The 21,873-nt window shown below is 63.7% G+C and carries 27 protein-coding genes; 15 read left to right on the top strand and 12 right to left on the bottom strand.

Features of this window, described 5'->3' with window-relative positions; genetic code table 11:
• Nucleotides 1-23 precede the first annotated feature (23 nt).
• The 5 genes from F5544_RS12535 to hrcA all read right to left on the bottom strand — a co-directional run bounded on the left by F5544_RS12535 (nucleotide 24) and on the right by hrcA (nucleotide 4,013).
• Nucleotides 24-422, bottom strand: coding sequence for a nitroreductase family deazaflavin-dependent oxidoreductase (locus F5544_RS12535; protein ID WP_167473358.1), 399 nt, complete (start codon nucleotides 420-422; stop codon nucleotides 24-26).
• A 33-nt stretch (nucleotides 423-455) separates the two neighbouring features.
• A complete protein-coding gene (locus F5544_RS12530; protein ID WP_167473357.1) occupies nucleotides 456-872 on the bottom strand; it encodes a hypothetical protein in 417 nt (138 codons plus the stop codon).
• Nucleotides 873-948: 76 nt separating this feature from the next.
• Complete coding sequence (locus tag F5544_RS12525; RefSeq protein WP_167473356.1) at nucleotides 949-1,689, bottom strand: 16S rRNA (uracil(1498)-N(3))-methyltransferase; 741 nt, start codon at nucleotides 1,687-1,689, stop codon at nucleotides 949-951.
• Between the two features lie 5 nt (nucleotides 1,690-1,694).
• The gene (gene dnaJ / locus F5544_RS12520; protein ID WP_167473355.1) at nucleotides 1,695-2,849 is read right to left on the bottom strand and encodes a molecular chaperone DnaJ; all 1,155 of its coding nucleotides are present in this window, start codon (nucleotides 2,847-2,849) and stop codon (nucleotides 1,695-1,697) included.
• A 129-nt stretch (nucleotides 2,850-2,978) separates the two neighbouring features.
• Nucleotides 2,979-4,013, bottom strand: coding sequence for a heat-inducible transcriptional repressor HrcA (gene hrcA, locus F5544_RS12515; protein WP_167473354.1), 1,035 nt, complete (start codon nucleotides 4,011-4,013; stop codon nucleotides 2,979-2,981).
• Nucleotides 4,014-4,289: 276 nt separating this feature from the next.
• Between hrcA and F5544_RS12510 the strand changes: the two genes are divergently transcribed.
• Together F5544_RS12510 and F5544_RS12505 are read left to right on the top strand one after the other, a co-directional pair.
• Nucleotides 4,290-4,601, top strand: coding sequence for a hypothetical protein (locus F5544_RS12510; protein WP_167473353.1), 312 nt, complete (start codon nucleotides 4,290-4,292; stop codon nucleotides 4,599-4,601).
• On the top strand, nucleotides 4,598-5,725 hold the full coding sequence (locus F5544_RS12505) for a hypothetical protein (protein WP_167473352.1): 1,128 nt from the start codon (nucleotides 4,598-4,600) through the stop codon (nucleotides 5,723-5,725). Before F5544_RS12510 ends, F5544_RS12505 begins: the two co-directional genes overlap by 4 nt.
• Before the next feature lie 23 nt (nucleotides 5,726-5,748).
• On the opposite strand, the gene F5544_RS12500 is transcribed toward F5544_RS12505, so the two are convergent.
• The 3 genes from F5544_RS12500 to F5544_RS12490 form a co-directional block, all read right to left on the bottom strand.
• On the bottom strand, nucleotides 5,749-6,333 hold the full coding sequence (locus tag F5544_RS12500) for a hypothetical protein (RefSeq protein ID WP_167473351.1): 585 nt from the start codon (nucleotides 6,331-6,333) through the stop codon (nucleotides 5,749-5,751).
• Between the two features lie 177 nt (nucleotides 6,334-6,510).
• Nucleotides 6,511-6,999, bottom strand: coding sequence for a DUF4254 domain-containing protein (locus F5544_RS12495; protein WP_238847211.1), 489 nt, complete (start codon nucleotides 6,997-6,999; stop codon nucleotides 6,511-6,513).
• Between the two features lie 219 nt (nucleotides 7,000-7,218).
• Nucleotides 7,219-7,677 (bottom strand): DNA-directed RNA polymerase subunit beta, encoded by a 459-nt coding sequence (locus F5544_RS12490; RefSeq protein WP_167473349.1) that lies wholly within the window; start codon nucleotides 7,675-7,677, stop codon nucleotides 7,219-7,221.
• Nucleotides 7,678-7,947: 270 nt separating this feature from the next.
• Between F5544_RS12490 and F5544_RS12485 the strand changes: the two genes are divergently transcribed.
• From F5544_RS12485 to F5544_RS12450, 8 genes are all read left to right on the top strand, one after another.
• Nucleotides 7,948-8,829 carry a helix-turn-helix domain-containing protein gene (locus F5544_RS12485; protein WP_174867324.1) on the top strand — a complete coding sequence of 294 codons (882 nt, stop codon included), beginning with the start codon at nucleotides 7,948-7,950 and terminating at the stop codon, nucleotides 8,827-8,829.
• Nucleotides 8,826-9,032 (top strand): DUF397 domain-containing protein, encoded by a 207-nt coding sequence (locus tag F5544_RS12480; protein ID WP_167473348.1) that lies wholly within the window; start codon nucleotides 8,826-8,828, stop codon nucleotides 9,030-9,032. Before F5544_RS12485 ends, F5544_RS12480 begins: the two co-directional genes overlap by 4 nt.
• Nucleotides 9,033-9,507: 475 nt before the next feature.
• Nucleotides 9,508-10,395 carry an alpha/beta fold hydrolase gene (locus tag F5544_RS12475; protein ID WP_167473347.1) on the top strand — a complete coding sequence of 296 codons (888 nt, stop codon included), beginning with the start codon at nucleotides 9,508-9,510 and terminating at the stop codon, nucleotides 10,393-10,395.
• A gap of 453 nt (nucleotides 10,396-10,848) precedes the next feature.
• Complete coding sequence (locus F5544_RS12470) at nucleotides 10,849-11,430, top strand: DUF3558 domain-containing protein (RefSeq protein ID WP_167473346.1); 582 nt, start codon at nucleotides 10,849-10,851, stop codon at nucleotides 11,428-11,430.
• Between the two features lie 37 nt (nucleotides 11,431-11,467).
• Entirely contained in the window at nucleotides 11,468-11,953 is a 486-nt protein-coding gene (locus tag F5544_RS12465; RefSeq protein WP_167473345.1) for a hypothetical protein, read from the top strand.
• Nucleotides 11,950-13,134: a hypothetical protein gene (locus tag F5544_RS12460; protein ID WP_167473344.1), complete on the top strand. Its 1,185-nt coding sequence runs from the start codon at nucleotides 11,950-11,952 to the stop codon at nucleotides 13,132-13,134. Before F5544_RS12465 ends, F5544_RS12460 begins: the two co-directional genes overlap by 4 nt.
• A gap of 141 nt (nucleotides 13,135-13,275) precedes the next feature.
• Entirely contained in the window at nucleotides 13,276-14,055 is a 780-nt protein-coding gene (locus tag F5544_RS12455; RefSeq protein ID WP_167473343.1) for an ESX secretion-associated protein EspG, read from the top strand.
• Between the two features lie 181 nt (nucleotides 14,056-14,236).
• Nucleotides 14,237-14,719: a SitI3 family protein gene (locus F5544_RS12450; protein WP_167473342.1), complete on the top strand. Its 483-nt coding sequence runs from the start codon at nucleotides 14,237-14,239 to the stop codon at nucleotides 14,717-14,719.
• A gap of 77 nt (nucleotides 14,720-14,796) precedes the next feature.
• Here F5544_RS12450 and F5544_RS12445 read toward each other — a convergent pair whose 3' ends face one another.
• The 4 genes from F5544_RS12445 to F5544_RS12430 all read right to left on the bottom strand — a co-directional run bounded on the left by F5544_RS12445 (nucleotide 14,797) and on the right by F5544_RS12430 (nucleotide 16,929).
• On the bottom strand, nucleotides 14,797-15,210 hold the full coding sequence (locus F5544_RS12445) for a hypothetical protein (RefSeq protein WP_167473341.1): 414 nt from the start codon (nucleotides 15,208-15,210) through the stop codon (nucleotides 14,797-14,799).
• A 152-nt stretch (nucleotides 15,211-15,362) separates the two neighbouring features.
• Nucleotides 15,363-15,878 (bottom strand): hypothetical protein, encoded by a 516-nt coding sequence (locus F5544_RS12440; protein WP_167473340.1) that lies wholly within the window; start codon nucleotides 15,876-15,878, stop codon nucleotides 15,363-15,365.
• Entirely contained in the window at nucleotides 15,875-16,606 is a 732-nt protein-coding gene (locus F5544_RS12435; RefSeq protein ID WP_167473339.1) for a hypothetical protein, read from the bottom strand. The genes F5544_RS12440 and F5544_RS12435 overlap by 4 nt, the downstream gene beginning before the upstream one ends.
• Nucleotides 16,603-16,929 carry a type VII secretion target gene (locus F5544_RS12430; protein WP_167473338.1) on the bottom strand — a complete coding sequence of 109 codons (327 nt, stop codon included), beginning with the start codon at nucleotides 16,927-16,929 and terminating at the stop codon, nucleotides 16,603-16,605. The genes F5544_RS12435 and F5544_RS12430 overlap by 4 nt, the downstream gene beginning before the upstream one ends.
• A 300-nt stretch (nucleotides 16,930-17,229) precedes the next feature.
• On the opposite strand from F5544_RS12430, the gene F5544_RS46285 reads away from it, so the two are divergent.
• Genes F5544_RS46285 through F5544_RS12405 form a run of 5 tightly spaced genes read left to right on the top strand, consistent with a single transcriptional unit; the run spans nucleotide 17,230 to nucleotide 21,793 of the window.
• The gene (locus F5544_RS46285; RefSeq protein WP_238847210.1) at nucleotides 17,230-18,054 is read left to right on the top strand and encodes a hypothetical protein; all 825 of its coding nucleotides are present in this window, start codon (nucleotides 17,230-17,232) and stop codon (nucleotides 18,052-18,054) included.
• Nucleotides 18,051-19,367, top strand: a complete 1,317-nt coding sequence (locus tag F5544_RS12420; protein ID WP_167473336.1) for a hypothetical protein — start codon at nucleotides 18,051-18,053, stop codon at nucleotides 19,365-19,367. The genes F5544_RS46285 and F5544_RS12420 overlap by 4 nt, the downstream gene beginning before the upstream one ends.
• Nucleotides 19,364-20,128, top strand: a complete 765-nt coding sequence (locus F5544_RS12415; RefSeq protein WP_167473335.1) for an ESX secretion-associated protein EspG — start codon at nucleotides 19,364-19,366, stop codon at nucleotides 20,126-20,128. Before F5544_RS12420 ends, F5544_RS12415 begins: the two co-directional genes overlap by 4 nt.
• A gap of 19 nt (nucleotides 20,129-20,147) precedes the next feature.
• Nucleotides 20,148-21,392 (top strand): hypothetical protein, encoded by a 1,245-nt coding sequence (locus F5544_RS12410; RefSeq protein WP_167473334.1) that lies wholly within the window; start codon nucleotides 20,148-20,150, stop codon nucleotides 21,390-21,392.
• A complete protein-coding gene (locus F5544_RS12405) occupies nucleotides 21,392-21,793 on the top strand; it encodes a hypothetical protein (RefSeq protein WP_167473333.1) in 402 nt (133 codons plus the stop codon). Before F5544_RS12410 ends, F5544_RS12405 begins: the two co-directional genes overlap by 1 nt.
• Nucleotides 21,794-21,873: the final 80 nt, after the last annotated feature.

Here is a 21,873-nt window from a genome sequence, read left to right as displayed (position 1 = left end):
TACCCTGTCAAGGGCAGCCGGTCTCAGCTCCGCTCGATGTCGACCACAAAGACGCCGAATCGTTTCCCCATCATTCGCGCGATGGCCGGGAGCTCCGCACCGCCCGTGCCGCGCTCGATAATCCGCGGATTCGTCGCATGCCAGGTGCGGCCGGAGTAGCGCACCCGAGCCTCCCCCGCCGCGCGTACATTCCGCACCCAGTCGGTGATTCCATGTCCGAGCACCACCGCCAGCTTCCCGTCGAACCTGAGCACGTTCACCGGAGTCGAATACTGTTTGCCCGATTTCCGCCCTCGATGCTCGATCACCGCGAACGTCGGCAAATACGGCCCGACCCGCCGCACCACCGGATTCATATACTTCAGCTGTAGCCGATCGACCCAGGCGGGAAAGATCGACGAAGCGTCCGCGTGAGCTGTCATCCTGTGCCCCTTCCGAATACAGTCTCAGACAGACTAATCGCCGCTGTCCCGCCCCGCATCCGCCCCTGGGCGCAGGTCGAGCGCGAATCTCGCTGCCCCGACGGCCATATAGCCGCCGGTCATCCCGACCATGCTGAGCGCGATCGGCCGTGGCACGTCACCGCGCACCAAATGTGCCGCGCCGTGCACGGTGTCGATGACGTCCACCATGAGCGCGAGCCGCTGCAACCGCACCCGCTCGGTCTCGGAGGCCCCGAGATACCCGAGGCCGAGCGCTATCGCCCGTGCACCGAAAATCCTTGTCATATAGGTCAATTCGGGTGTAGGTCGAATCCCGAAGAGGCGAGCCGTGCCCCTCGGTGCCGCGAGCGAAACCACCCCGAGCGCGATCCGCCCGAAAGCCAACCCCCGCAACGCCGAACCCAACCGCGAATCCGTGTTCGTAGCCATACCCGCAGCCTGGCTCGCATCCCGGTCGAAGTCGATTACCTACCAGGTAAAGCGGTCCCGCCGCATACGCCGAGCCTCACCAGCGCGGCGTCAGCGCACCCAATGCCCCGAGTGCCACCGCGGCGGCCGTCGACGTCCGCAAAACCGTTGGGCCCAAAAGGGTTACCGAAGCGCCCGGCTCGGTGAACGCGTCAAGTTCCGAATCATCCAGTCCCCCTTCGGGACCCACGATGAGCAGGATCTCGGCGACCTTGTCGAACGGCAGCTCGGTGAACCTCGCCGCGCCGGATTCGTGCAGCGCCACCGCGATTCCGCCGCGGCCGACCACGTCACGAACCATCGCGATAACGTCCCGGGTGGCGTGCAGGTCGAGTACATCGGGTATGTATGCGCGCCGCGACTGCCGAGCGGCCGAGCGCGCGGCGAGCCGCCACTTCTCGACGCCCTTGCGCGCCTTGCTCTCCCAGTTCGATATGCACCGCGACGCCTGCCACGGCACGATCCGGTCGGCCCCCGCCTCGGTCATCAATTCGACGGCCAGCTCCGACCGATCGGATTTCGGCAGCGCCTGCACCACCGTCACCGACGGCGAAACCGGTTGTGCGACAACCCGATCCAGCACCCGCAGGTCGAGCCGGTCCTTGGCCGTCGCCACCACCTCCGATGTGGCGAGCAGGCCGCGGCCGTCGGACAGCGTGATCGGCTCGCCGACCCGGATCCGCCGCACGGTCGCCGCGTGCCGCCCCTCGGGTCCGTCCAGGACAGCGACCGAACCTACGGCGGGTATCTCGTCGAGGTAGAAAACCGTGGCGGCCAAGGATTTCAGCGCCCGCTGAACGAGGCGCGCAGCCGCGCGAACAGCCCGCTGTTGTGTTCGGACTGCGCCGACATCACCTCGGCCCGCTCCCGCTCACGCAGGCCCTTGTACTTGCGCAGCAGTTCGGTCTGCTTGCCGTCGAGTTTAGTCGGGATCACGATGTCCAAGTGCGCCAACAGATCTCCGCGCGCACCGGAACGCAGCCGCGGCATGCCGTGGCCACGTAGCACCGAGACCTCGCCCGGCTGGGTGCCCGGCGCGATGGTCAGTTCGGTGGGCCCGTCCAGGATGGTGTCGATCACCACGGTGGTGCCGAGCGCGGCGTCCACCATCGGGACGCGCACGGTGCAGTGCAGATCGTCGCCGTCGCGGACGAATACGTCGTGCGGCTGCTCGACGATCTCCACGTACAGGTCGCCCGCGTGGCCGCCGCCGGGGCCGACCTCGCCCTGCGCGGCCAGCCGCACCCGCATACCGTTCGCGACACCGGCCGGAATCGGCGCGGCGATCTCCCGGCGCGCTCGCACCCGACCGTCGCCGCCGCACTTGTGGCAGGGATCCGGGATGGTCTCCCCCGCGCCGCGACAGGTCGGACACGGCCGCGAGGTGAGCACCTGGCCCAGGAAGGACCGCTGCACCGACTGCACTTCGCCTGCGCCGCCGCAGGTTTCGCAGCGCACCGGCTTCGAATTGCCGTTGGTGCCCGCGCCCTGACACACATCGCAGAGGATCGCGGTGTCGACGGTGAGGTGTTTGGTGACGCCGACCGCGCATTCGGCCAGGCTCAACCGGGTGCGGATCAGCGAGTCGGCGCCGGGCTGCACCCGGCCGCGCGGCTTGCGCTGGCCACCGCCGCCCCCGCTCATGCCGCCGAAGAACGCCTCGAAAACATCGCCGAGGCCGCCGAAGCCGGCACCGGTGAAACCGCCCGCGCCCGCGCCGGATTCCAGCGGATCCCCACCCATGTCGACGATGCGCCGCTTCTCCGGATCGGTGAGCACCTCGTAGGCGGTGGACACCTCCTTGAAGCGGGCCTGCGCCGCCTCGTCCGGATTCACGTCGGGGTGGAGCTCCCGTGCCAGCTTGCGGTACGCGCGCTTGAGTTCCTGGTCGGTCGCGTTTTTGGAAACGCCGAGCAGTCCGTAGTAGTCCCGTGCCACTTGAGTTCTCTAGTCCTTGGTCGCTCTCCACAGTTCCGACTGGTGTGCCTGCACCACGCCGACCGACCAACATTAGTCGGATGCACTCAACTTTATCCGGCCGGGGTTACAGGCTAGCAGCGAGACCGGTCAGCGTTCGGCGAGCACCTCACCGATATAACGGGCAACGGCCGCGACCGAGGCGATTGTTCCCGGGTAGTCCATCCGGGTGGGGCCGAGCACACCCATTCCGCCGAGCACGGCGCCAGCCGAGCCGTACCCGGTGGAGACCACGGAGGTGTTGCGCATCTGCTCCACCTGTGTTTCCTCGCCGATCCGCACGGTGACAGTGCCGGGATTCTGGGTCGCTGCCAGCAGTTTGAGCACAACGACCTGCTCCTCCAGCGCCTCCAGCACCGCGCGCAGCGAACCGGGGAAACCGAAATCGGCCGCGTTGCGGGTGAGGTTCGCGGTGCCGCCGAGCACGAGCCGCTCCTCCGGATGTTCGACCAGCGTCTCCACCAGCACCGTCGACACCCGGATCAGCACGTCGCGCAGCGGTTGCGGGGCCCGCTCCGGCAGTTCGGCGACCGCCGCCGAGGCCGCGGCCAGCCGTTTGCCGTCCATCGCGGTGCCGAGCATGGCGCGCAGGGCGGCCAGATCGTCGTCGTCGACGAGCGCGCCGAGTTCCACCAGCCGCTGGTCGACGCGGCCGGTGTCGGTGATCACCACGAGCAGCAGCCGGGCCGGGTTGAGCGCGACCACCTCGATATGCCGGACCGTCGAGGCCGACACCGTCGGATACTGCACCACCGCGACCTGCCTGGTGAGCTGGGCCAACAGGCGAACGCCCCGGCGCAGCACATCATCGAGGTCCACACCCGATTCCAGGAACTGCATGATCGCCCGCCGCTCGGCCGCCGACAGCGGCTTCACATCGGCGGCGATGCGGTCGACGAATTGGCGATACCCCTTGTCGGTGGGGACCCGTCCTGAGCTGGTGTGCGGCTGGGTGATGTAGCCCTCGGCCTCCAGCACCGCCATATCGTTGCGGATGGTCGCGCTGGAAACACCCAGATTGTGGCGCTCCACAAGGGTTTTCGAGCCGATCGGCTCCTTGGTCGCGACATAGTCGGCGACGATCGCGCGCAGAACTTCGAAGCGCCGATCCTCGGTGCTCGACATTCGGCCCACCTCCTCGCTTCGTCTCGGCCACGTCACCGAATCATCTCGGTCACACCGCCCGATCGACCCGGTTTCGCATCGATCGGCCTCGACTCACCGCACATCGCATACCACAGGACCCGGTTCGTCTAACTAACCATTTTATCCGGGTACGCCCCGATTTCCGGTGTCGGCGTCCGGGGGAACCTGATATCGCACGTCACGTTCGCCACATCCCGGCCGCGCGGCCGCGCCGAAACCGCGTAGTCCGGGGCCACATCGCCGTATCGTCGTGGCATGCCATGGCAATACGCCGTGTGGGGATTGGTCGGTGCGGCTACCAACAGCGGTGTCGTCTTCCTGGAGGCGAGTCGCCGGGTGAAGGGCTGGCCGTGGATCCGGCCGCGCGGGCCGGGCGGGGGCGTGTATCTGGTCTCGATCCTGATCAATCTCGGCGTCGCGACGGCGACTACGGCCGCCCTGGCGACCACCCTGATCGTGTCGAACGGGCTGATCGCGTTCGGCGTCGGCGCGGGGGCACCGGTCGTGGTGAAGAAGATTGCCGCGTATGCGGAATCGCTGCTGCCCGGCGAGGACGGCAAGAAGTGAACACCGCGCGCCGACTGCTGGCCGCATTGGCGGGCTCTACGCCCGCCTTCGCGCCGGTTTCGAAAACCTTTGCGCCCGATGGGAATACCGGATTCGGCGTGCGTCATCTGCTGGCGGCGCTCGCGGGATCGACGCCCGCGTTCACATCCGGTGCCGCACCCGAGGGCCGTACCGTTGCCCGTCGCCTACTGTCCGCGCTCGCGGGAACGTCGACGATGTTCACGCGGACCGCTGCCGACGAATACCATTCGCGGGCAACGGATCCGGGGCCTTCGACGGACCCGACGGGGCACTCCTGCGAATCCGAAACGATCGCACCTGGACCTTTGGGTGAAGCAAGCGCGAAACCCAGTTCACATCAGGACGAAGGCCGTACCGAGCGCGCGGCCGAACCGCAGACGTCTACGCTCATCGCCGAACTCATGAAAACGATTCCAGGCACGCCGGAACACGACACCTTACGCCGCGCCACTGTCGAATCATTCATGCCGAAGGCTGAGCGTTATGCTCGCGCGCGTATCGCTCCACGTGAGTACACAGCGGAAATCGACCAAGTGGTCCGGCAGGCGATAGCGCAGGCAATGGATCACTACGTCCCTGGTGAAACCAGGTTCGACACGCTTGCACTGGCCTATATTGCGCGCGATCTGAATCGCCACTTCCGAGAAACGCGAACAATGCGGCAGGACGACTCGCCGGAGACCGATCGTGGTGTCTACAGCGGTCGGATCGAGCGGAAATCGAGCGCCCGGATTCGAGACTCCGAAGAGCGTTCTCGGGAAAAGCTCTACGCCGCATTGGCGGATTCAACTCCCGGCACACGTGATTACCAGGAGTTAGCCTTCATGATCAATACCATATTGACGCCACAGGCTACTGACATCGCGCGGCACTACCTCGGGCCGCATGTGCCTGCGCGGGCGGTGTTGGGCGTAATCGTGAACCGCGCGCTGCAACGAGCCATAGAACGATATGCGGCTCACCAGGATGGCCAACTCTTGGACATTGTCGCGGAAGAGATCGAGGCCGAGGGGCGCAGGTTCATCGAGCGAGACCGGGATGACACCTGGCTTGCCGAGATCTCTAACCAGGAACGCGAACGCGATGCCGATCGAAATCGCTGAGCGATCAGGATGGGCGGTGAAGTTCAGCCCTGGCGTTCCCGGTCGCGACGGAGTTGTTCGATCGCGCTGGTGATCAGGGTGTCGCGGTCTGCGGTCGGGGATTTGCGGCGTTCGTATTCGATGAGGCGGTCGGCAGTGGTGGGGTTGCCCATCACCATGGTGAGAAGTTGGCGGTAGTCGTCGTGTGTGGCGATCGCCGGCAACTGTTTGGTCGGAGCGAGCGCCGGTTTCGCGAGGGCGGGCATCTCTTTCGTTGCCGCGGTGGGGAGTTGCGGCGCCGGTAGTGGCGCGGGTTGGGGTTCGGCGGTTTTCAGCAGGCGTTCGCCGATCCGTGCGGAGCCGAAGAAGACGACGACGCTGCCGACGAGCAGCCCACCGGCCACCTCGAGCATCCCGATTCCCTTGTCGCGACTGTCGTGCTGGTCCTTGACGGCTTGTTCGTAGGACGTAACGCTTACCCGCTGACCATTCTTGTATTCGACGCATTCCGTATGCGGCACCATGGGTTTGCCGTCGCAGGTCGGAGTCGCGCCGGGATCCTGGAATGCGTCGTAGACGCCGATGACGGCCGCGATCAGTCCGCCGAGAAAGGCGAGGACCGCACCCACTATCAGCGCCGTACATATGGCACCGAAGAACTTTCGCAATGCGCACCCCGTTCGCACGGACCGGCAATCCGTCCCGTTTACTCCTGACCGGGCACTCAGCATCGCAGCCACGCGGAAACCGGACATGCCCCGAAAAGCGTTGCCATCGGTTCAGGTCGCGAGCGCGGCCGCGGACCATCAGATCATCGTGCCAGGAAGACGGCGGCGGCCCGCGGCGAGTTCGGTGACGAGATCCTCGTAGGCGCAGGATAATTCGGCGAGTCGCTCCCACAGGAACCACAGCTCCCATTCGTCGTGCGCGGCCAGGGCGGTATAGGCGTGCGCGGTCAGATAGGCGAGGCGGTCCAGGACCGAACCCAGCGTTTCGGTGTGTACGAATGCCGCGCCGCGGACAGGCGGCACATGGATTTCGGCCCAGCGGTCGATGCGGGTGATCAGGTCCGCACGGGATTCGGCGGCGCCGCACGGCGATCCCGTCACCGGCGATGCCGGATCGGGCTCCGGCTTGCGGCTTGCCGATTCAGGGCATTCCGAAGTGCCTGCGACGAGCCGTCGTTCGTGCCATCGGGTCAGCTGTCGCGCCGCCGCCAGGAGCGGATGATCGGAGTCGAGTTCACCTCGGCACGCTTGCAGCACCTCGTATCTCGTTGGCAGGGTGCTATTCACCGCTCCCCCGTCCCGAGCCGACGAATCGCCAACCGGATCGCATCCCATGTGCCATTCCGGGATTTTCGAGATGGGCTCGCGGGTATGCGTTGCGATTATCCGTCTCTCGTTCGTTGCCGCGGATGCGTTGTACAGACATGTGGGCACCGTCTCGACGGGAGGTTCGACCGGCTGGCGAGCACATCAGTTCGGTTGCGGTGCAGTCATTTTCGGCATTGATCATCGAACTGCTCCGCGGACGCAGGTGCGCGCGGCGCGGACTATCACGGCGGCCGAGGGACGGAAGGTGTCGCGCGGGGGAACGATCCAGGTGCGGTAGGCCGTAGCGGAGTCGGCCGGGGACGGAAGAGCTATTTCACCGCCCAAGGGGACGATGGATACGTCGAGACGGAAGAGTTCGACGGCCAGATCCGTATCGACGGTGAGGTCGGGTCGGCAGAGGAAAGTCCATCTGCGGGAACGGATGTGGGCCACGATCGGGCCGATTGCCAGGCCCCGGAAAAGAAGTTCGTCGCGCACCCGCTGACCGAGCCGGGCGGGCATGGTGATCCCGCCGACCACCCCCGCCTTCACCACGATCCGCCCGACCTCCGGATGGATTCCGGCGGGTAGGCCGCAGGTGCGCCGATAGTAGGCGCAGCGCGTGGCCGGCGTATCCGCGAAAGCTGGTTCGTCCATATCTGCCCCCTAGGAGATCTGTTCGTGCCGCGCCGGAAACGAGTGCGGCGCGCCCGACCGCACTGGACCTGAACCCTTTGGCGCGGATATGGTTTCAGGACTTTCTGCGATGGCGACCGGGCGCGCGTTCAGTAGAGCACCGGTAATTGGGGCAAGGAATCTCTTCGACACACGGAACCGGCCGAATGGTCGCAAAGTTCCGATGGTTCCCGCAGCGAGGTTCCAGTTACGAACGCAACTGACTAGTGAGACTACGAAAGGGGATTCGTCGTGACACCGACAGGTTCGACCCTCCCGCGCCGCATGCTGGGCCGCCAGTTGCGCGATCTCAGAGAGAAATCCGGGGTGAGCGCCGATGCCGCCCGGCAGGCGATAGGCGTTGCCAAACAGACGCTTTGGCGGATGGAGACCGGGCAGGAGGTGCGGTTGAATCCGCTGTTCATCGAGCGGTTGTGTCAGATGTACGGTGCGACCGAGAAGAAGACGAATGTGCTTCTCGGGTTGACCGAGGAAACCAAACGCACCGGGTGGTGGCAGGCATACGGCGACCTCATTCCCGATTGGTTCGACGCGTTCATCGGACTGGAAGAGGCTGCGAAGAAACTGTTTTCGTATCAGAACGTACTTCTGCCGGGGCTCTTGCAGACGGATGAGTATCGCCGCGCGATGGTCTGGGTGGAATCCCCCACCTTTACGACAGTCGAGGTCGAGCGACGTATCGAGATGCTCGCGCAGCGCACGGTTCGGCTGACGAGTTCCACCAACCGCCTGACTGTGGAAGCCATCATCGACGAGTCGGCCTTGCGCCGGGCGATCGGCGGACCGGCTGTCATGGCCGATCAGCTGAAGCACCTTCTCCGGCTCGGCGAGCTGGAGAATGTCTCCATCCGGATCGTTCCACTCGGCAAAGAAGCGTATCTGGGATTGGTTATCGGACCATTCGTCATCCTCGAATTCCCTAGGCACCCAACGGCACGTCTCACCGAGCCGCCGATCGTCTACGTGCAGGGCTTCACCGGTGGGCTGTACCTTGAGAAGACCGAGGAGGTACGCCAGTTCCAAAGGGCATACGCCGAACTTCAACGTTCGTCGTTGGATGAGTCGCGAAGCCGCACACTCATCCGCAAGATCGCGAGGGAGTACGCGGTATGAATAGAAACGATTCGTCCGTGATGTGGTTCAAGAGCAGCCACAGCAGCCCCAGCCAAGACTGTGTCGAGGTCGCGTTCCTCGGCCGGAGTCTGGTCGGGATGCGCGACTCGAAGAACCCGGACGGGCCAACTCTCGTCTTCTCCGCAACCCGGTGGGATGAGTTCGTCGCGGATATCGGTGCTGGCAGGTTCGACCGGCGCTGATGTGGACAACCGCCTGCTTGTAGGGTCTCGAAACGCGTGGCGGAATCTCAGAATGTGGCGGTGACATGGCGGATCCGCCACGGTTTTGAGATTCCGCTCCTGCACTCACCGGTGGTGGATGATCGTCGCCAGGCGTGGTCCAGTGCAGGAGGATTCGGTTGGCGAGCACGGCAGCGAGGACGTCGTGGTCCGCGCGAGCGGTCTCTTTCGATGTTGTAAAGGTCCGCATTCCGTGAGCGATCTCTGACGGCGAGGCTGTTGAGGTAGGTCGTCCCGGCCGATAACGGCTCGGCAGCCGACGACGAAAAGGTCTCTGCGAGCAGTGTTCTCGCCACCCTGAACGAGGCGAAACGTTGTCGGCACGCTCGAGCCTGCCGAACATCTTCGCGAGGTGTTGGCGGGCTTCAGCGCAAAGATCACAATCACTGATTGTATGCATTGACAGATCATACGCAGCTGCTTACCGTTTCGATGTGTGGAGACATCAACAGCACATGTGAACGGGATCGATCTGCACTTCCATGCAGCAGGCGAGGGGCCGGCGATAGTGCTGGTGCACGGCTTTCCGCAGACGTCGGCGGGATGGACCCACCAAATCCCCGCACTCGCCGCCGCGGGCTTCCGGGTGCTGGCACCCGATATGCGCGGGTACGGCCGCTCGACCATCCCGGACGACCCCGCCGCCTACGACGCCGACACCATCGCGGCCGATCTGACCGGCCTACTCGACCATATCGGCGAGCGGTCGGCGATCTTCGTCGGCCACGACATAGGCGCGACGATGGTGTGGCACCTGGCCAGAGCGAATCCCGACCGCGTCCGGGCGGTAGCGGCGCTCAGTGTCCCGTTCGCACCGCGGCCGACACAACCACCCACCGCCGTGCTGCGGGCAACACTCGGACCAGAGCACTACCTATTGCTGTTCCAAGAGCCTGGAATCGCCGAGAAAATCCTCACCCGCGACGTCCGCAGGACCCTCTTGACCGAGGGTAACTGGACCCGCGCGTGGGCCCGGAGCGGCGCGATGCCCCCGCGACCCGACTGGCTCAGCGAGGAAGAACTGGCTGCCGCCGTGCTCGACTTCACTCGCACCGGCTTCTCCGGCGGCCTGTCCTACTACCGCAACTTCGACCGCAACTGGCAGCTCAGCGCACGCTTCGCCGACCAGAAGGTGCTGATGCCCGCGCTATTCATCACGGGCACCGAGGACATAGTCCGGACGTTCATGCCGACCGAACCGATGCGAATCTGGGTTCCAAACCTACAGATGATCACCCTCGACGGAGCCGGCCACTTCATCCAGCAGGAACGCCCGGAGCAGGTCAACCGAGCCCTGATCGACTTCGCCACCCGCACAACATGATTGCGTGTCTGTGCGGCGCGGGAGCGAGAGCTTCGCCAGCCGACCGTGACAACTTCCGCAACCGCGGAAGTCACCCCACGGCCCGGGAAATCGCATTGGCGGCGAACCGAAGAAGTGCCATAGAACTGAGACGAACATCGCCCGCCGCCGCGTGAGACAAACCAGAAACAACCAGGTCAATCTGCTAACGAATGCCACGACTTTTGAGACCCTGCACTGCTGTCCCGACGACTGGGGCGATCCGGGCAATCGTTTGATCGCCCGGTTGTCGGACAGCAGGTGCGGCCAACTGGTACGAAACCTGCCTTAACCTGCACAGCCGTATGCTTGCAAGCCCATAGACCCACCGGTAGCGTCTGCATGAGCTGACGTAAGGTTGGCAAGTCTGAGGGGGCGGAAATGCCGGTCCAGCCCCGGCAGGCCAGCAGCTGGTACCGGCGTGTAGGGAAATCGATGACGAGTAGGTCGAATTCTGCGCGGCTGGCAGCCCTAGCGCTGGGTGCAGTGTTCGTGCTCGCGGGGTGCGGGTCATCGAAGGACGGCAACCCAGAACCTACTGCTAATGGCGACAAGACAGCGTCATCAGCAAGCCCGGCTCCTGACGTGCCATCCGGCTACAACACCTGCAAGGACATCCCGCAGAGTGTGCTGGATTCGGAACAGCTCAAGATCATCGGCCCCGAGGATATCAGCAGTGGCCATTTTCTGTGGCGTGGCTGCAGTTACAGACATAGTGGCGGGTACGGCACGATCATCAGGGTTACAAACGCCACGGTGGATGCGGTGAGGGACCAAAAATTCCCAGAGGCAGCCGAATTCACCGTCGACGGCCGTAAGGCGATTTCGACCCGCCAGTTCAAAGGGCCGAACATCAAGGATTCGTGCACCGTAAATGTCGAGATGAAAGGTGGAAGTCTCGACGTCAACGTAAACAATCCGCCGAGCCAGTCGTCAACAACTCGGAACCTCGACTCGTGCGACATCGCAAAGACGTTGGCCGAAAAAATTGTTCCGACACTCCCAGTCGGAGCCTGATCGTCATCTTGAACCGTATCGTCGGGAGGGAACCGAAATGAGCGACGACACCACACAAACACCTCGACCGTTGGCGAACATCCTCAAAGAGGCGCAGGACGGGCACATAGCTATCAAGCTGTCTGCCGAGGATTTCGTAAACATTGATCGTGACTGCGAAGCCTTCAAGGATGCGATCAGAAACGTCCAACTGAAGGCACAGGATATCGCGTCTCACGACGTCTGGGGCCTCGGCGAACAAAGCGGCTGGGGAAACGGAGAGGGCACTCGGCAACTGGTATCCAGCGACACTCTCGTCAATCGGTTCAGAGACAAGGCGCTGAACGACCCGAATAGCCTCTATCAGATCATGGACCAGCACCTGAAGATTGTCGAAGACATTCAGACGGCGCACCGCACCGTTCGCGACCGCATGGTCGAATCGGATGCCAACTTCGCGGCCGCGTTCAAAACCGCGAACGAGGCGGCTGACACTCGCCCGAAGGTCGATACTCCGGCTCTGGCTTCGAGGCCCCACAAATGACCGAATACGAGGGCCCGAAGATTCCAGGCGGTGGCGAGAATCCATATAGCTGGAGCCACAAGGACATCCACAACACATTTGAACCGACCCAACATACGATTGCGATTGGTCTAGGCCAGAAGTACGCCGAGGCATGGTCGATTTGGGAGCAAGGACTCCAGACCTTCGACCGGTCGATCCAGAAGTCGCTCGACAGCGCGTGGACAGGCGGAAAAGCCGCACCACTCGCAATGCAGGCCATCAAGAACTACGTCGCAAAAGCACACGAGTTGAGCGGCCCGATATCCGAAATGCAGGACCGCGTCGACGATGCTTCCAGTGCGGTCGGTACCACCAAATCGAAAGTACCCGGCCTGGTTTCGGGCGACCAGCACTGGTACAACCCGTGGAGCTGGGGCAAAAACGCCGAGAAGTCGGAGAAACAATCAGAAGCCCGCGAGGCCATGGAGAACGACTACGTCAAGCCCATGTCTCTCGTAGACGCCAAGATTCCGGTTTTCCCCACCCCGAGCAGCCCGACCAACCCGGTCGACATCCCTAACGCCCCGCCCGGCGGATGGGACTGGCAGCAATCGGGCGACCCCGGCCCGAGCACCCCCGGCCCGCAGACCACCCCTGGCCCCAAAACTCCGGGCGACCCGGGCCCAAGCACCACCGACAAGAACGACAAGAGCAAGCAACCGGGAACGGATAACCCGTCGACCAACCCGACGTCGACGAATCCGACCACCACTCAGGATCCGTCGACTCAAAACCCGTCCAACACAAAGACTCCCACCACACCGACGGGTGTCGATCCGACGAAGACGAGCCCGACGTCGGTCAATCCGACGACGACCAGCCCGTATGTTCCGGGTAGGCCGAACTCTCCGAGTCCGGGCACCACTCCGGGTGCGCCGAAGACGACGACTCCGGCTCCGCGGCAGAACATTCCGGGTCTCCCGGGTTCGCCCGCCGCGACTCAGGCGGCAGCGGCGGCGGCGCGAAACGCCGCGGCGGCGGGTACGGCGGGCGGCTTCGGCATGCCCGGTGGGGCTCGCGGTAAGGGCGACGACGACAAAGAGCATAAGATCCCGGATTACCTGATCAACCGGGAGAATACCGAGGAGCTGCTGGGCGAGCAGCCGAGGACGCTGCCCGGCGGTGTGATCGGGACGAACCCGGAATTCACGGACGGCTGAGCGGCACAGCGGTTTTCGCTTCACCAGGCGCCGGGGGCCACGCCCCACCCCGGCGCCGATGCCGCGTCCAGGTGATGCCGGGACGCGCCTGAACGACCGGTATACGGGACGATCTGGAATTACCGAGGAGAACGAGCACGCATGGCCGAATGGAGTTGGGATCCGGACGATTTCGCGGCGCTGTGGTTCAGCGACGCCTACGACCGGTTCCCCGACCCGCTGCAGTACACGAGCCGCTTCGAATTCCGCGACGGTTTCGCGGCACACCGAAAGGTCGTGCACGCCCGCTATTCCCGGGATGAACGGTACGAGATCCAGGCCGCGCTCGATACTCTCGGTCGCGCCGAGCTGCGGATCGAAATCATCGGCGGCACAAGCAAACACAAGAACAGCACCGGTCCCGGCGATGTCCGCGAATACCGGATCGTCGGTGCGCGCACCCGATTCGGCGCCGTGGTGATGAGCCAGTACGGCGCCGACCCGGATTACGGCCCGATCCGGGTGCGCACCTTCAGTTCCGAGAGCCTGCCCTCCCGGCTGGCCGCGAGCCTCCCGGCCTGCCCGCCCGGATCCGGCAAACCCCTCATGCTGCACCCGGACGACCTGCGCCCCCGCCGCGACGGCTACATGGAGGACGTCGCCCGCAACACGCCGCGCGAGCAATACCAACGCCTGGTCAACCGCCCCACCGACGGCGGCGGCACGGCCGTCCTACTCGCGGGCCCCTTCCACGCGAACACCAAACCGTGGAATGTCCTCACCTGGCGCGACATCAGCAAAGACGGCCGCTACACCGAACAACGCGCCGAACACATCACCGTCCGCCCCACCACCGTCCCCGACCTGACCGCAACCTTCACCACCTGGATAGACCGCGCCCAATCCCGCCTCGCCGACAAAAACAAAGAACCCTGGGACTAGCTTCGCGCCGGGTTCCGATTACCGGAGGGCAAGAAGGTGATCGGTGATGATCCGGTTGGGCCCGAATTTAGCCCTATTCGGCGGGCCGCGACCTTCAGACCCTTTCCGCCGCTAACATTCCGTCGACGCCTCGACAAAGTCGACGGAAATGGCATGATGCCGAGCCAGAAGGAGGCATTGAATGGCGTTGGAATACGTATTCAAGATAGCCACGCAGGTATCTGTCGATGAGTTTTCCGACACCTTGATCGATATAGCAAACGCCTTGGACATTCTCGAGACCGAATCGAGCGCTGTGGCATTGCAGTCGGACGGTATCCGCACTCATCTCGGAACCTGGGTCAAGGTAGGCATGGCCACACCATCACGTTGGGGCGATCCAGTAGCGGAAGACTTCGGATTCTCACCGACGTTATTCGCAAGATTCAGATACGGAAAGAATTCCCCGACGTCGACCCAGGGCGATGATCTGGTAAAAATTGTCGCCGGGCTGCTGGGACGCGTACCGGGCGATGCTCTTCTGTATCTGGAGGGCTCCGAAAAATTGTGGCTCCTACGGCGTGACGGCGACCTCAGTCTCAGCGAAGACGAGGACGTCTGGGATGCAGGAAGACTCGATTCTATCCATATGCCATATAGCCGTAAGAATTACTTCTTCTCCTGACCTCGAACTTTCGCCAGACCTTCGGCCCGGCGTAGTCGGGCCGGGTGAGCGGCTGCAGCGGTGGCAATTGCAACGGCTTATGGAAGGCCCTGGGCCGCTACCGCTTCGGCGAAACGCGGGTGCGCCCGAATCACGATCGCCGCATCGTCGGTGATCGGTTCGATGCGGACGTATCTGGTCGCCCGGTCGATGGCCGCGCAGGCCAACCCGACCATTCCCGGAAACCAGACCGGGATAAGCAATATGCCTACGAGCGGCGACCGCAGCGGGGACAGGAACCCGAGATAGGCGCCCACCATCAATCCGGCCAATGGAATGGCACCCGCAAGTATCAGAGTAAGGCCGATCGAGCGCAGCCATCGCCGCTGCCGAACGCATCGCGCACAGATCGGCCACTCGCCGAAGAGTTCGGTGGCCGTGCCGGGCGGCACACGGCGGAATCGACGCACCGCATGGACAAGCGTCGAACCGAATGTGCTTTGCACTCGCACCCGGCCGTCCCAGTGGAATCCCACGAAATCCGGTCGGCGTTCGACCGCGGTTAACCCATGCCTACTGCACATCGCAGGCAACGGTCGACACAACTCCATCGATGCATGTCCGGATTCGGCATCAGCCCGAACAGCGACCGTCACCTCCCGCGTTACTCCAGCCATCCGCGTCGCCGACGATCCTGGAAATACAGATCATCGTCGTCCGGCTCGTCGGGCGTGACGATCTGATCGCGGTTAGGTTTACGCGTCCCCGGTATCAGCCGCCCAGTCGAATCATCCTGATTACTGGTGAATGTTCCCTGACGGGATGATTCGGGTGACGGTGATTGAACATCGGGAGCCTGAACCGGCGACCGCTCGACCAATTCCGCACGGTACCGCTCCAACTCCTGCTCACCTTGTTCGGCCAGCCGTTGACGTTGCTCCTCGGACATGGCCTGATATTTCTCCAGCGCGGCCGGCATGACTCGATCAAGCGTCTGGTTGAACGCGTCGGTGCGGGCGAAATCACGAACCCCGACCCTGCCCGACAAAACCGCACCGATCTGATCCTTCAGCGCTGGATCGGTACTTTTCGCAGCGAGTAGTCGCAGGGCATCGGATAGTTGACGCGACACGGCGGCATCGCCGCGAGCTACATCGAGAATACGTTCCGGGGTGGTCATGAGACTCCAGGATGGTCGTAGCCGGCGGCTTTGATAGCAGGCAGGTCGGCTGAGTCGATGGCGCCGTTGATCCCGGCCGAAATCAGGCCGATCACCCCCTCGGCCCCGGCCCACATCAGTCCGAGTTTGCTCCAGATATCGATCCATGTCTTGATCATTCGCGCCGCGTCCAGGGCTGCTGCCGCCTCCATCGCCGCGGCGGCCGGCGCACCGGCGACAGTGGCGCTCAATGCGGCGACCGCTGCTTGCTTGATGGCCCACATGGCTGCGTAATCGAACAGGGTCTGCACCAAGCCCGATATCGTCTGTGCCAGAGCATATGACGAGAGCGCGAATGCCTTGATCTTATCCGCGACGCCTTCCAGAGGATCGACCTGCTTGTTCAGCCCATCGTTGAGTGATTTGAAGTACTCACGGGCACTCTCGGCGGCGTTTCCACGCCATGAGGTTTCGAACTCTTTGATCGCCGCATCGATACTCGTCGCGTAACCGGTGTTGTATTTGGCAAGATTCTCAATCGCGATTCCCGCCTTTTGTATCGCAGCCCAGTCCCCCGCGACATAATCTGTGATCGTGCTCAGTGCGTCCCAGCCGGTGATGGTTTTGATGATGCCGTCCAACCAGTACGCCGGGGAGACCGCATTGGCATTGGTAGCGAGCTCAACCATGTCCGGAACAGGGTCTTTGGGCTGCGGTGTCGTGAGCTTTTCGATCGGCGCCTGGCTCACCTTCCACCATCTTTCGCATATGCGCGATCCAGGGCCTCGGCGAAACTGCGGTCGGTTGATCGGTACATTTTCGCCGCTTTAGCGATTTCACTCGACGACTCGTTGGTAACCGAGCCCAGTCGTTCATAGTTCGACTGTAGTTTCGTCAATGCTTCCTGAATTACACCGATCACACCACGCAGCACCAAACCGCCCTCCGAGCCCGGCAGATCGAGCCACTGCTTCAGGTATGCGCTGGTCTGCGCGTTATCCTCGGCTAGTTTTCGCAACTTCGTGGCCGCCGTCTCCAAGTGATCTGGCTCCACCTTCAATGTTTCAGACATCCAACCCCGAGTATTTTCGATCTCACGCCGAACGCGAACCCAACCTCGCGATTACGACGATGCAATGGGCTACAGCCGCTCCTGATTTTCACCGAGCCTTCCACACGGTACCAAATCCAGGGACCAGGTTTCGATGGTCCGACTGCCGTGGCCGCCCGCTGCGTCCGGTGGTCCGGCGCCGGATCCGTTCGCCAGCCCTTGGCGATGAAGGTAGGGTCGGCGGCCCTATGTGTCGCGTCACGGTTGTGCAGTGTGCACATATACCCGCTGACAAATCTGACTGAATCCTGATGAGCCCGTGTGGGTTTCACCGCGGACGACGGCGAGCGTCCATTCCGCAACATCCGGGCGGGCACGGCGGTAGCATCCGTATCGATAGCGGGGGGAGTTCGTGCACCCCTGATCTCGTGCGGTTCCGATGTTGAAGGGGTCATCGATGCTCAGCAGAGTGGGCAGAACGGTGTGCGCTCGGGCGCTTCTTCTCGCGGAACGACACGGGCGGGTTCTATGAAGTTCGCTGCGCCGCAGCGAATTCCGACCAGTTCTCTTCTGATACCCCAGGATCTCCGATCACAAACCAGGTGGCGGGTGCTCGCGGCGCTTACCACCTTCGAGTTCGAACGAGCGACGACGCATATGGCAGACCAACCAACGCGGGTTCCGATAGCCGGCCTGATCACCGACGCCCAGGAGGGCAGGCTATCGCTGAAAATGGATCCGGATAAATTCGCCGAGATCGAGTACGCGTGTATCCAGTTCCACGAGAATGTGATTCAAGCGATTCAAGATCAGCTGCGGGCGGTGTCGCTGATGTCGTCCTTCGGATTCGGTGACGATTCCGGTTCCGCCCTCACCTCCGCGTCCACCATGGCCAGACGCTTCCGCGAGATATCGGAGGGCAACGCGGGCAACAACTTCTTCGACGTACTGCAGGAGCATGCGCTGATAGTCGAACAGCTACGCCAGATCTTCGCCGTGGTCCGCGACCGCTACCTGGCGCAGGATCAGGGCCTCGCGGATCAGTTCCGGGTCAAACTCGCCGAACTCGAACAGCGGTCACAGAGTAAACCTCAACCGTCGGATCAGTTCTGGAGATTCGAGCAGAACCTCGGAGAGGCCAAATGACCTCCCCGACTCCCGACCCGGCCGAAACTACCGACACGAACCCAACCCCGACCGGAACCGTCGCCAAGGCGGCCGGACCCGGCACGGCCACCAGCGCCGCCACCGAAGAGCACGCCGAGCCCGCAGAGATCCCGCCGCACACCGAGAACCCGAACTACTTCCAGCTGAGCCAGATTCAAGATGCTTTCCAGGACGTCGCCCCCTTCAACGCGCACAACGCGACCGACAACTACACCTGGGCCGCGAGCACCTGGACCGAGGGACTGCGGACCCTGCAACACCGTCTGCTGGACTCGATCGGCGAAGCCTGGGACGGTCTCGCCGCGAACGCCGCGAAACAGGCGATCCTGAACTACATCGCGGACGCCGATAAGCTCACTCCGCATTTCACCAAGGTCGCCGAGCTGATCACCATGACGGCCGACGCCGCGAGCAACACCAAATTCGATGTGGACCAATACAATTCGAAGCCCGCAGGCCTCTCCGGCGAAATCCAGTACATATACGACGAGCAGGCCGCGCGACAGACCATGCACGACGTCTATGTGAAATCGTTTGCCGAAGCGGATTCCTCACTACCGATGCTGCCGCACCCCACCAGCGTCATCGATCAATACGAACCGATTCAGCAACCGAGCGGCCCCGAACCGTCGAATCCGAACCAACCTCAGCCCGGCACCCAACCGGGAGACCAGAACCCGCACCCCGGCGCCGACCCGAAACACAGCGGACCGAGCGGCAAACCCACTGTGCCCGGCAAACCCACTGTGCCGGAAGGCCATCAACAGCCCCCGGCGGACCACACGCCAACCTCGCCGACCAGCACACTGTCCCCCAGAACGGACCAGCCGTACATCCCACACACGGCACACCCCACCTCGACCAACCCGACCTCGGACAGCCCGACATCGACAACCCCCGCGAGCACTCACACCGGAACTCCCTACAGCCCAGGCACTTCCGCACCGGGCACACCCGATCGACCAGGCACCCAACCCCCGGCACCGGGCCGCGCCCTTCCTGGCACGCCAGGCGCACCCGGCGCGACCCCGGCGGCGGCCACCGCTGGACGTCCCACGGCGGCAAGCGGATTCCCCGGCATGATCTCGCCCGCAGCGGCACGCGGTAAGGGCGACGATGATTCGGAGCACAAAACACCCGACTACCTCAAAAATGCGGCGAACACCGAGGAACTACTCGGCGAACAACCGCGCTGGGTGCCCGGTGGGGTGCTCGGCGCCAAATTCCGCGCCGCCCAACCACCACCCGGCGCCCAGCCACGCCCGGATGAGCGGGAAGAGCCGCGCGGATGACCGAATGGACCTGGGAACCAGACGATTTCGCCGCGCTCTGGTATAGCGAGGCGAACGACAGATTCCCGAGCCCGCTGCACTATCTCAGCCGATTCCCCTATCTTGAGGACTACCAGGCGCACCGCGAACAGGTGCGCAGCCGATACTCCGCCGACGCGGCCGAGGAGGTCGAGCTGCTGGTCCACACGTTGAGCACCTCCGATATCCGCATCGAAATACTCGGCAGCACAACGGAGCTGCGCGGAACCATCTGGGAGTACCGAATCTTAGGCGCCCGCAACCTTTTCCACGGCGCGGTGCTATGCCAGTCGATCGTCGACCGACAGCCGGAAGGTATCCGCGCCCGGCTGTGCCGACCCGAGCACCTGCCCACACGAATCGTCAACGCGCTCTTACCCGCCGACCCCGGCAGTCAGCCTGCGGCCAGCTTCTACGCCGCCGATATCACCGCGGGCGACGGCGACTACCGCGACGACTACACCCGAAGCTCGCCCCGCGAACGCTTCGAGCGGCTGCTGCGCAGACCCGCGCACGGCGAGGGCATCGCCCTCCTGCACACCGGCTCGATCCTGCACCGCGCCGACCCGTCGCAGACCATCCGCTGGCACGACATCACCGGCGACGGTCGCTACACCGAACGCCGCGACGGCGACCTGATCCACGTAAGGCCAACCGTGCCAAAGGAACTCATCGGCGAATTCACTACGTGGATCGATGATGCGGCACGACGGCTGCGCGGTGACGAAGACTACGAATGGTAAACCTACCGGGAGCATGAGGATGACGGACTTCCAGGCGAAACCCGAGGACCTGTTCGGCGCGGGAAATCTCGCGACCGATCTGGCGCAGACCATGCACGGCGTGATCGATCTCGCCCGCGCACCACAGGGTTTCGACTACAAATCCAGCGGCGGCGCCTACTCGTTCAAAGGCCTGATCGCGACCGTGCATTTCGACGAGGCGGTTTCCGAATTCTCCAAACAGATGGCCGCCCGGCTCACCAGCCGCGGTGACGATCTCGACGATATCGGGTACCAGTTGAAGCGGGCGGCATGGCGCTACACCAGTCAGGACAGATCGACCGCCGACAGCATTGCCGACCAGCACGCCCATATCGATAGCCGGGATGGGCGCACCAATTACAACGTCGACCCGCTGGCGAACGCCACACCGTTCCCGTCCGGCGACAAACCGGATGTCAAGGTGCCGGATGACAAGAAGGCGGACTTCCGGGATCTGATCGACCAGACCCAGGGCAATATCCTCAAATTCGACAAGGTGGTCCGCCAGGCCACCGGCTGGATCGATAAGCACATACTCGGCGGTGACGGTAAGGGCTGGGATCCGGTCGAGAAACTGCTCGCGCCGATCATCGGGAACTGGGACGAATTGGAGCGTGCCGGTGAGTGTTTCCGCAAAGCGGGGACGGCGTCGGAAGCGCTCGCCGGGACGCTGAAGAAGGCCGATGGCCAGCTCGACCACGGCTGGCAGGGCAAGGCCGCCGCCGCGTACCAGGATCACGGGCAGCGGCTGGCGCGAGCCATGGAATGGGAGGGCCCGCTCGGCCGGATCGCCGAGGTGGTGCTGAAGAAGACCTCGCAGCAGATCCAGAAGGTTGGTAAGGAACTGCTCGACCACATCAACGACGAATTGGTGAATATGTTCGTCGGCAAGCACTGGTGGGACAAGCTGAAGAATGTCATCGAGGACGCCATCCCCGTCGCGAAGATCGCCGATGTCGCCTACCGGATGTGGAAGCTCTACCAGCATGCCGAGGACATCTACAACAAGATGAAGAAGCTGCTCGAGGACGCCAAGGCGATACTGGCGGTATTGCAGAACCCGGTGGGCGCGATCGGCGACCTGGGCAAGAAGTACGGCACGTTCGACTCGGACTCCGCCGACGGCGACAAGAACAAGGTGGATATCAGCGCCGATATCACCCGCGCGTCGGATGTCAGCGCGATAACCCAAGCGCCACCGGACAAATACGCCGCGCCGACCGGCGGCGCGGCCTGGGAGTGATGATGGATTTCGACTACGGCGACCTGCCGCCCGGCGCGAAAGCGGCGGTGCTGCGCTTCGAGAGTTCGATGGCCGATCTGGAAACGGCGGGTGCCCGGCTGCGGGCCGACGCCGAGGAAGCGGAGCGCCCTTTCCACGGCGTCGACGAGGAGTTCCTGACCATACTCGCCGCCGACCCGCACGCGTCGCCACAACTCAGGGAGTGCGCCGCGGCAATCGGCCGCGGCGAATACATCTGGGCCGACGTGGTGGCGGGTCACCGACCACAACCGGTCGAGATCGAACGCTTCGCCGCGAACGGAATCCCCTTCAGCTTCGCCACTTTTCGCCGCCCCGCACCCACCGAACCCGCTCTCGTCGACGACGAGGACGAAGGCCCGCCCGATAGCTGGCTCGAATAGCCGGTGGCCAGCGGCGAAGTTTCAGCAACGGTATCCGGCAAGACCCGGAATATATTGGGCCGCAGGCTATTTACAAGCGA

The organism is Nocardia arthritidis, from assembly GCF_011801145.1.
Taxonomy (GTDB): domain Bacteria; phylum Actinomycetota; class Actinomycetes; order Mycobacteriales; family Mycobacteriaceae; genus Nocardia; species Nocardia arthritidis_A.
This window is presented reverse-complemented; position numbering and strand designations above follow the sequence as displayed.

Coding starts and splice junctions, on each gene's coding strand:
- F5544_RS12420 (WP_167473336.1), top strand. CDS start 18,051: ATGACCTCCCCGACTCCCGACCCGGCCGAAACTACCGACACGAACCCA.
- F5544_RS12490 (WP_167473349.1), bottom strand. CDS start 7,677: ATGGACGAACCAGCTTTCGCGGATACGCCGGCCACGCGCTGCGCCTAC.
- F5544_RS12530 (WP_167473357.1), bottom strand. CDS start 872: ATGGCTACGAACACGGATTCGCGGTTGGGTTCGGCGTTGCGGGGGTTG.
- F5544_RS12430 (WP_167473338.1), bottom strand. CDS start 16,929: ATGTCTGAAACATTGAAGGTGGAGCCAGATCACTTGGAGACGGCGGCC.
- F5544_RS12450 (WP_167473342.1), top strand. CDS start 14,237: ATGGCGTTGGAATACGTATTCAAGATAGCCACGCAGGTATCTGTCGAT.
- F5544_RS12535 (WP_167473358.1), bottom strand. CDS start 422: ATGACAGCTCACGCGGACGCTTCGTCGATCTTTCCCGCCTGGGTCGAT.
- F5544_RS12410 (WP_167473334.1), top strand. CDS start 20,148: ATGACGGACTTCCAGGCGAAACCCGAGGACCTGTTCGGCGCGGGAAAT.
- F5544_RS12405 (WP_167473333.1), top strand. CDS start 21,392: ATGATGGATTTCGACTACGGCGACCTGCCGCCCGGCGCGAAAGCGGCG.
- F5544_RS12415 (WP_167473335.1), top strand. CDS start 19,364: ATGACCGAATGGACCTGGGAACCAGACGATTTCGCCGCGCTCTGGTAT.
- hrcA (WP_167473354.1), bottom strand. CDS start 4,013: ATGTCGAGCACCGAGGATCGGCGCTTCGAAGTTCTGCGCGCGATCGTC.
- F5544_RS12440 (WP_167473340.1), bottom strand. CDS start 15,878: ATGACCACCCCGGAACGTATTCTCGATGTAGCTCGCGGCGATGCCGCC.
- F5544_RS12465 (WP_167473345.1), top strand. CDS start 11,468: ATGAGCGACGACACCACACAAACACCTCGACCGTTGGCGAACATCCTC.
- F5544_RS12455 (WP_167473343.1), top strand. CDS start 13,276: ATGGCCGAATGGAGTTGGGATCCGGACGATTTCGCGGCGCTGTGGTTC.
- F5544_RS12460 (WP_167473344.1), top strand. CDS start 11,950: ATGACCGAATACGAGGGCCCGAAGATTCCAGGCGGTGGCGAGAATCCA.
- F5544_RS12470 (WP_167473346.1), top strand. CDS start 10,849: ATGACGAGTAGGTCGAATTCTGCGCGGCTGGCAGCCCTAGCGCTGGGT.
- F5544_RS12510 (WP_167473353.1), top strand. CDS start 4,290: ATGCCATGGCAATACGCCGTGTGGGGATTGGTCGGTGCGGCTACCAAC.
- F5544_RS12480 (WP_167473348.1), top strand. CDS start 8,826: ATGAATAGAAACGATTCGTCCGTGATGTGGTTCAAGAGCAGCCACAGC.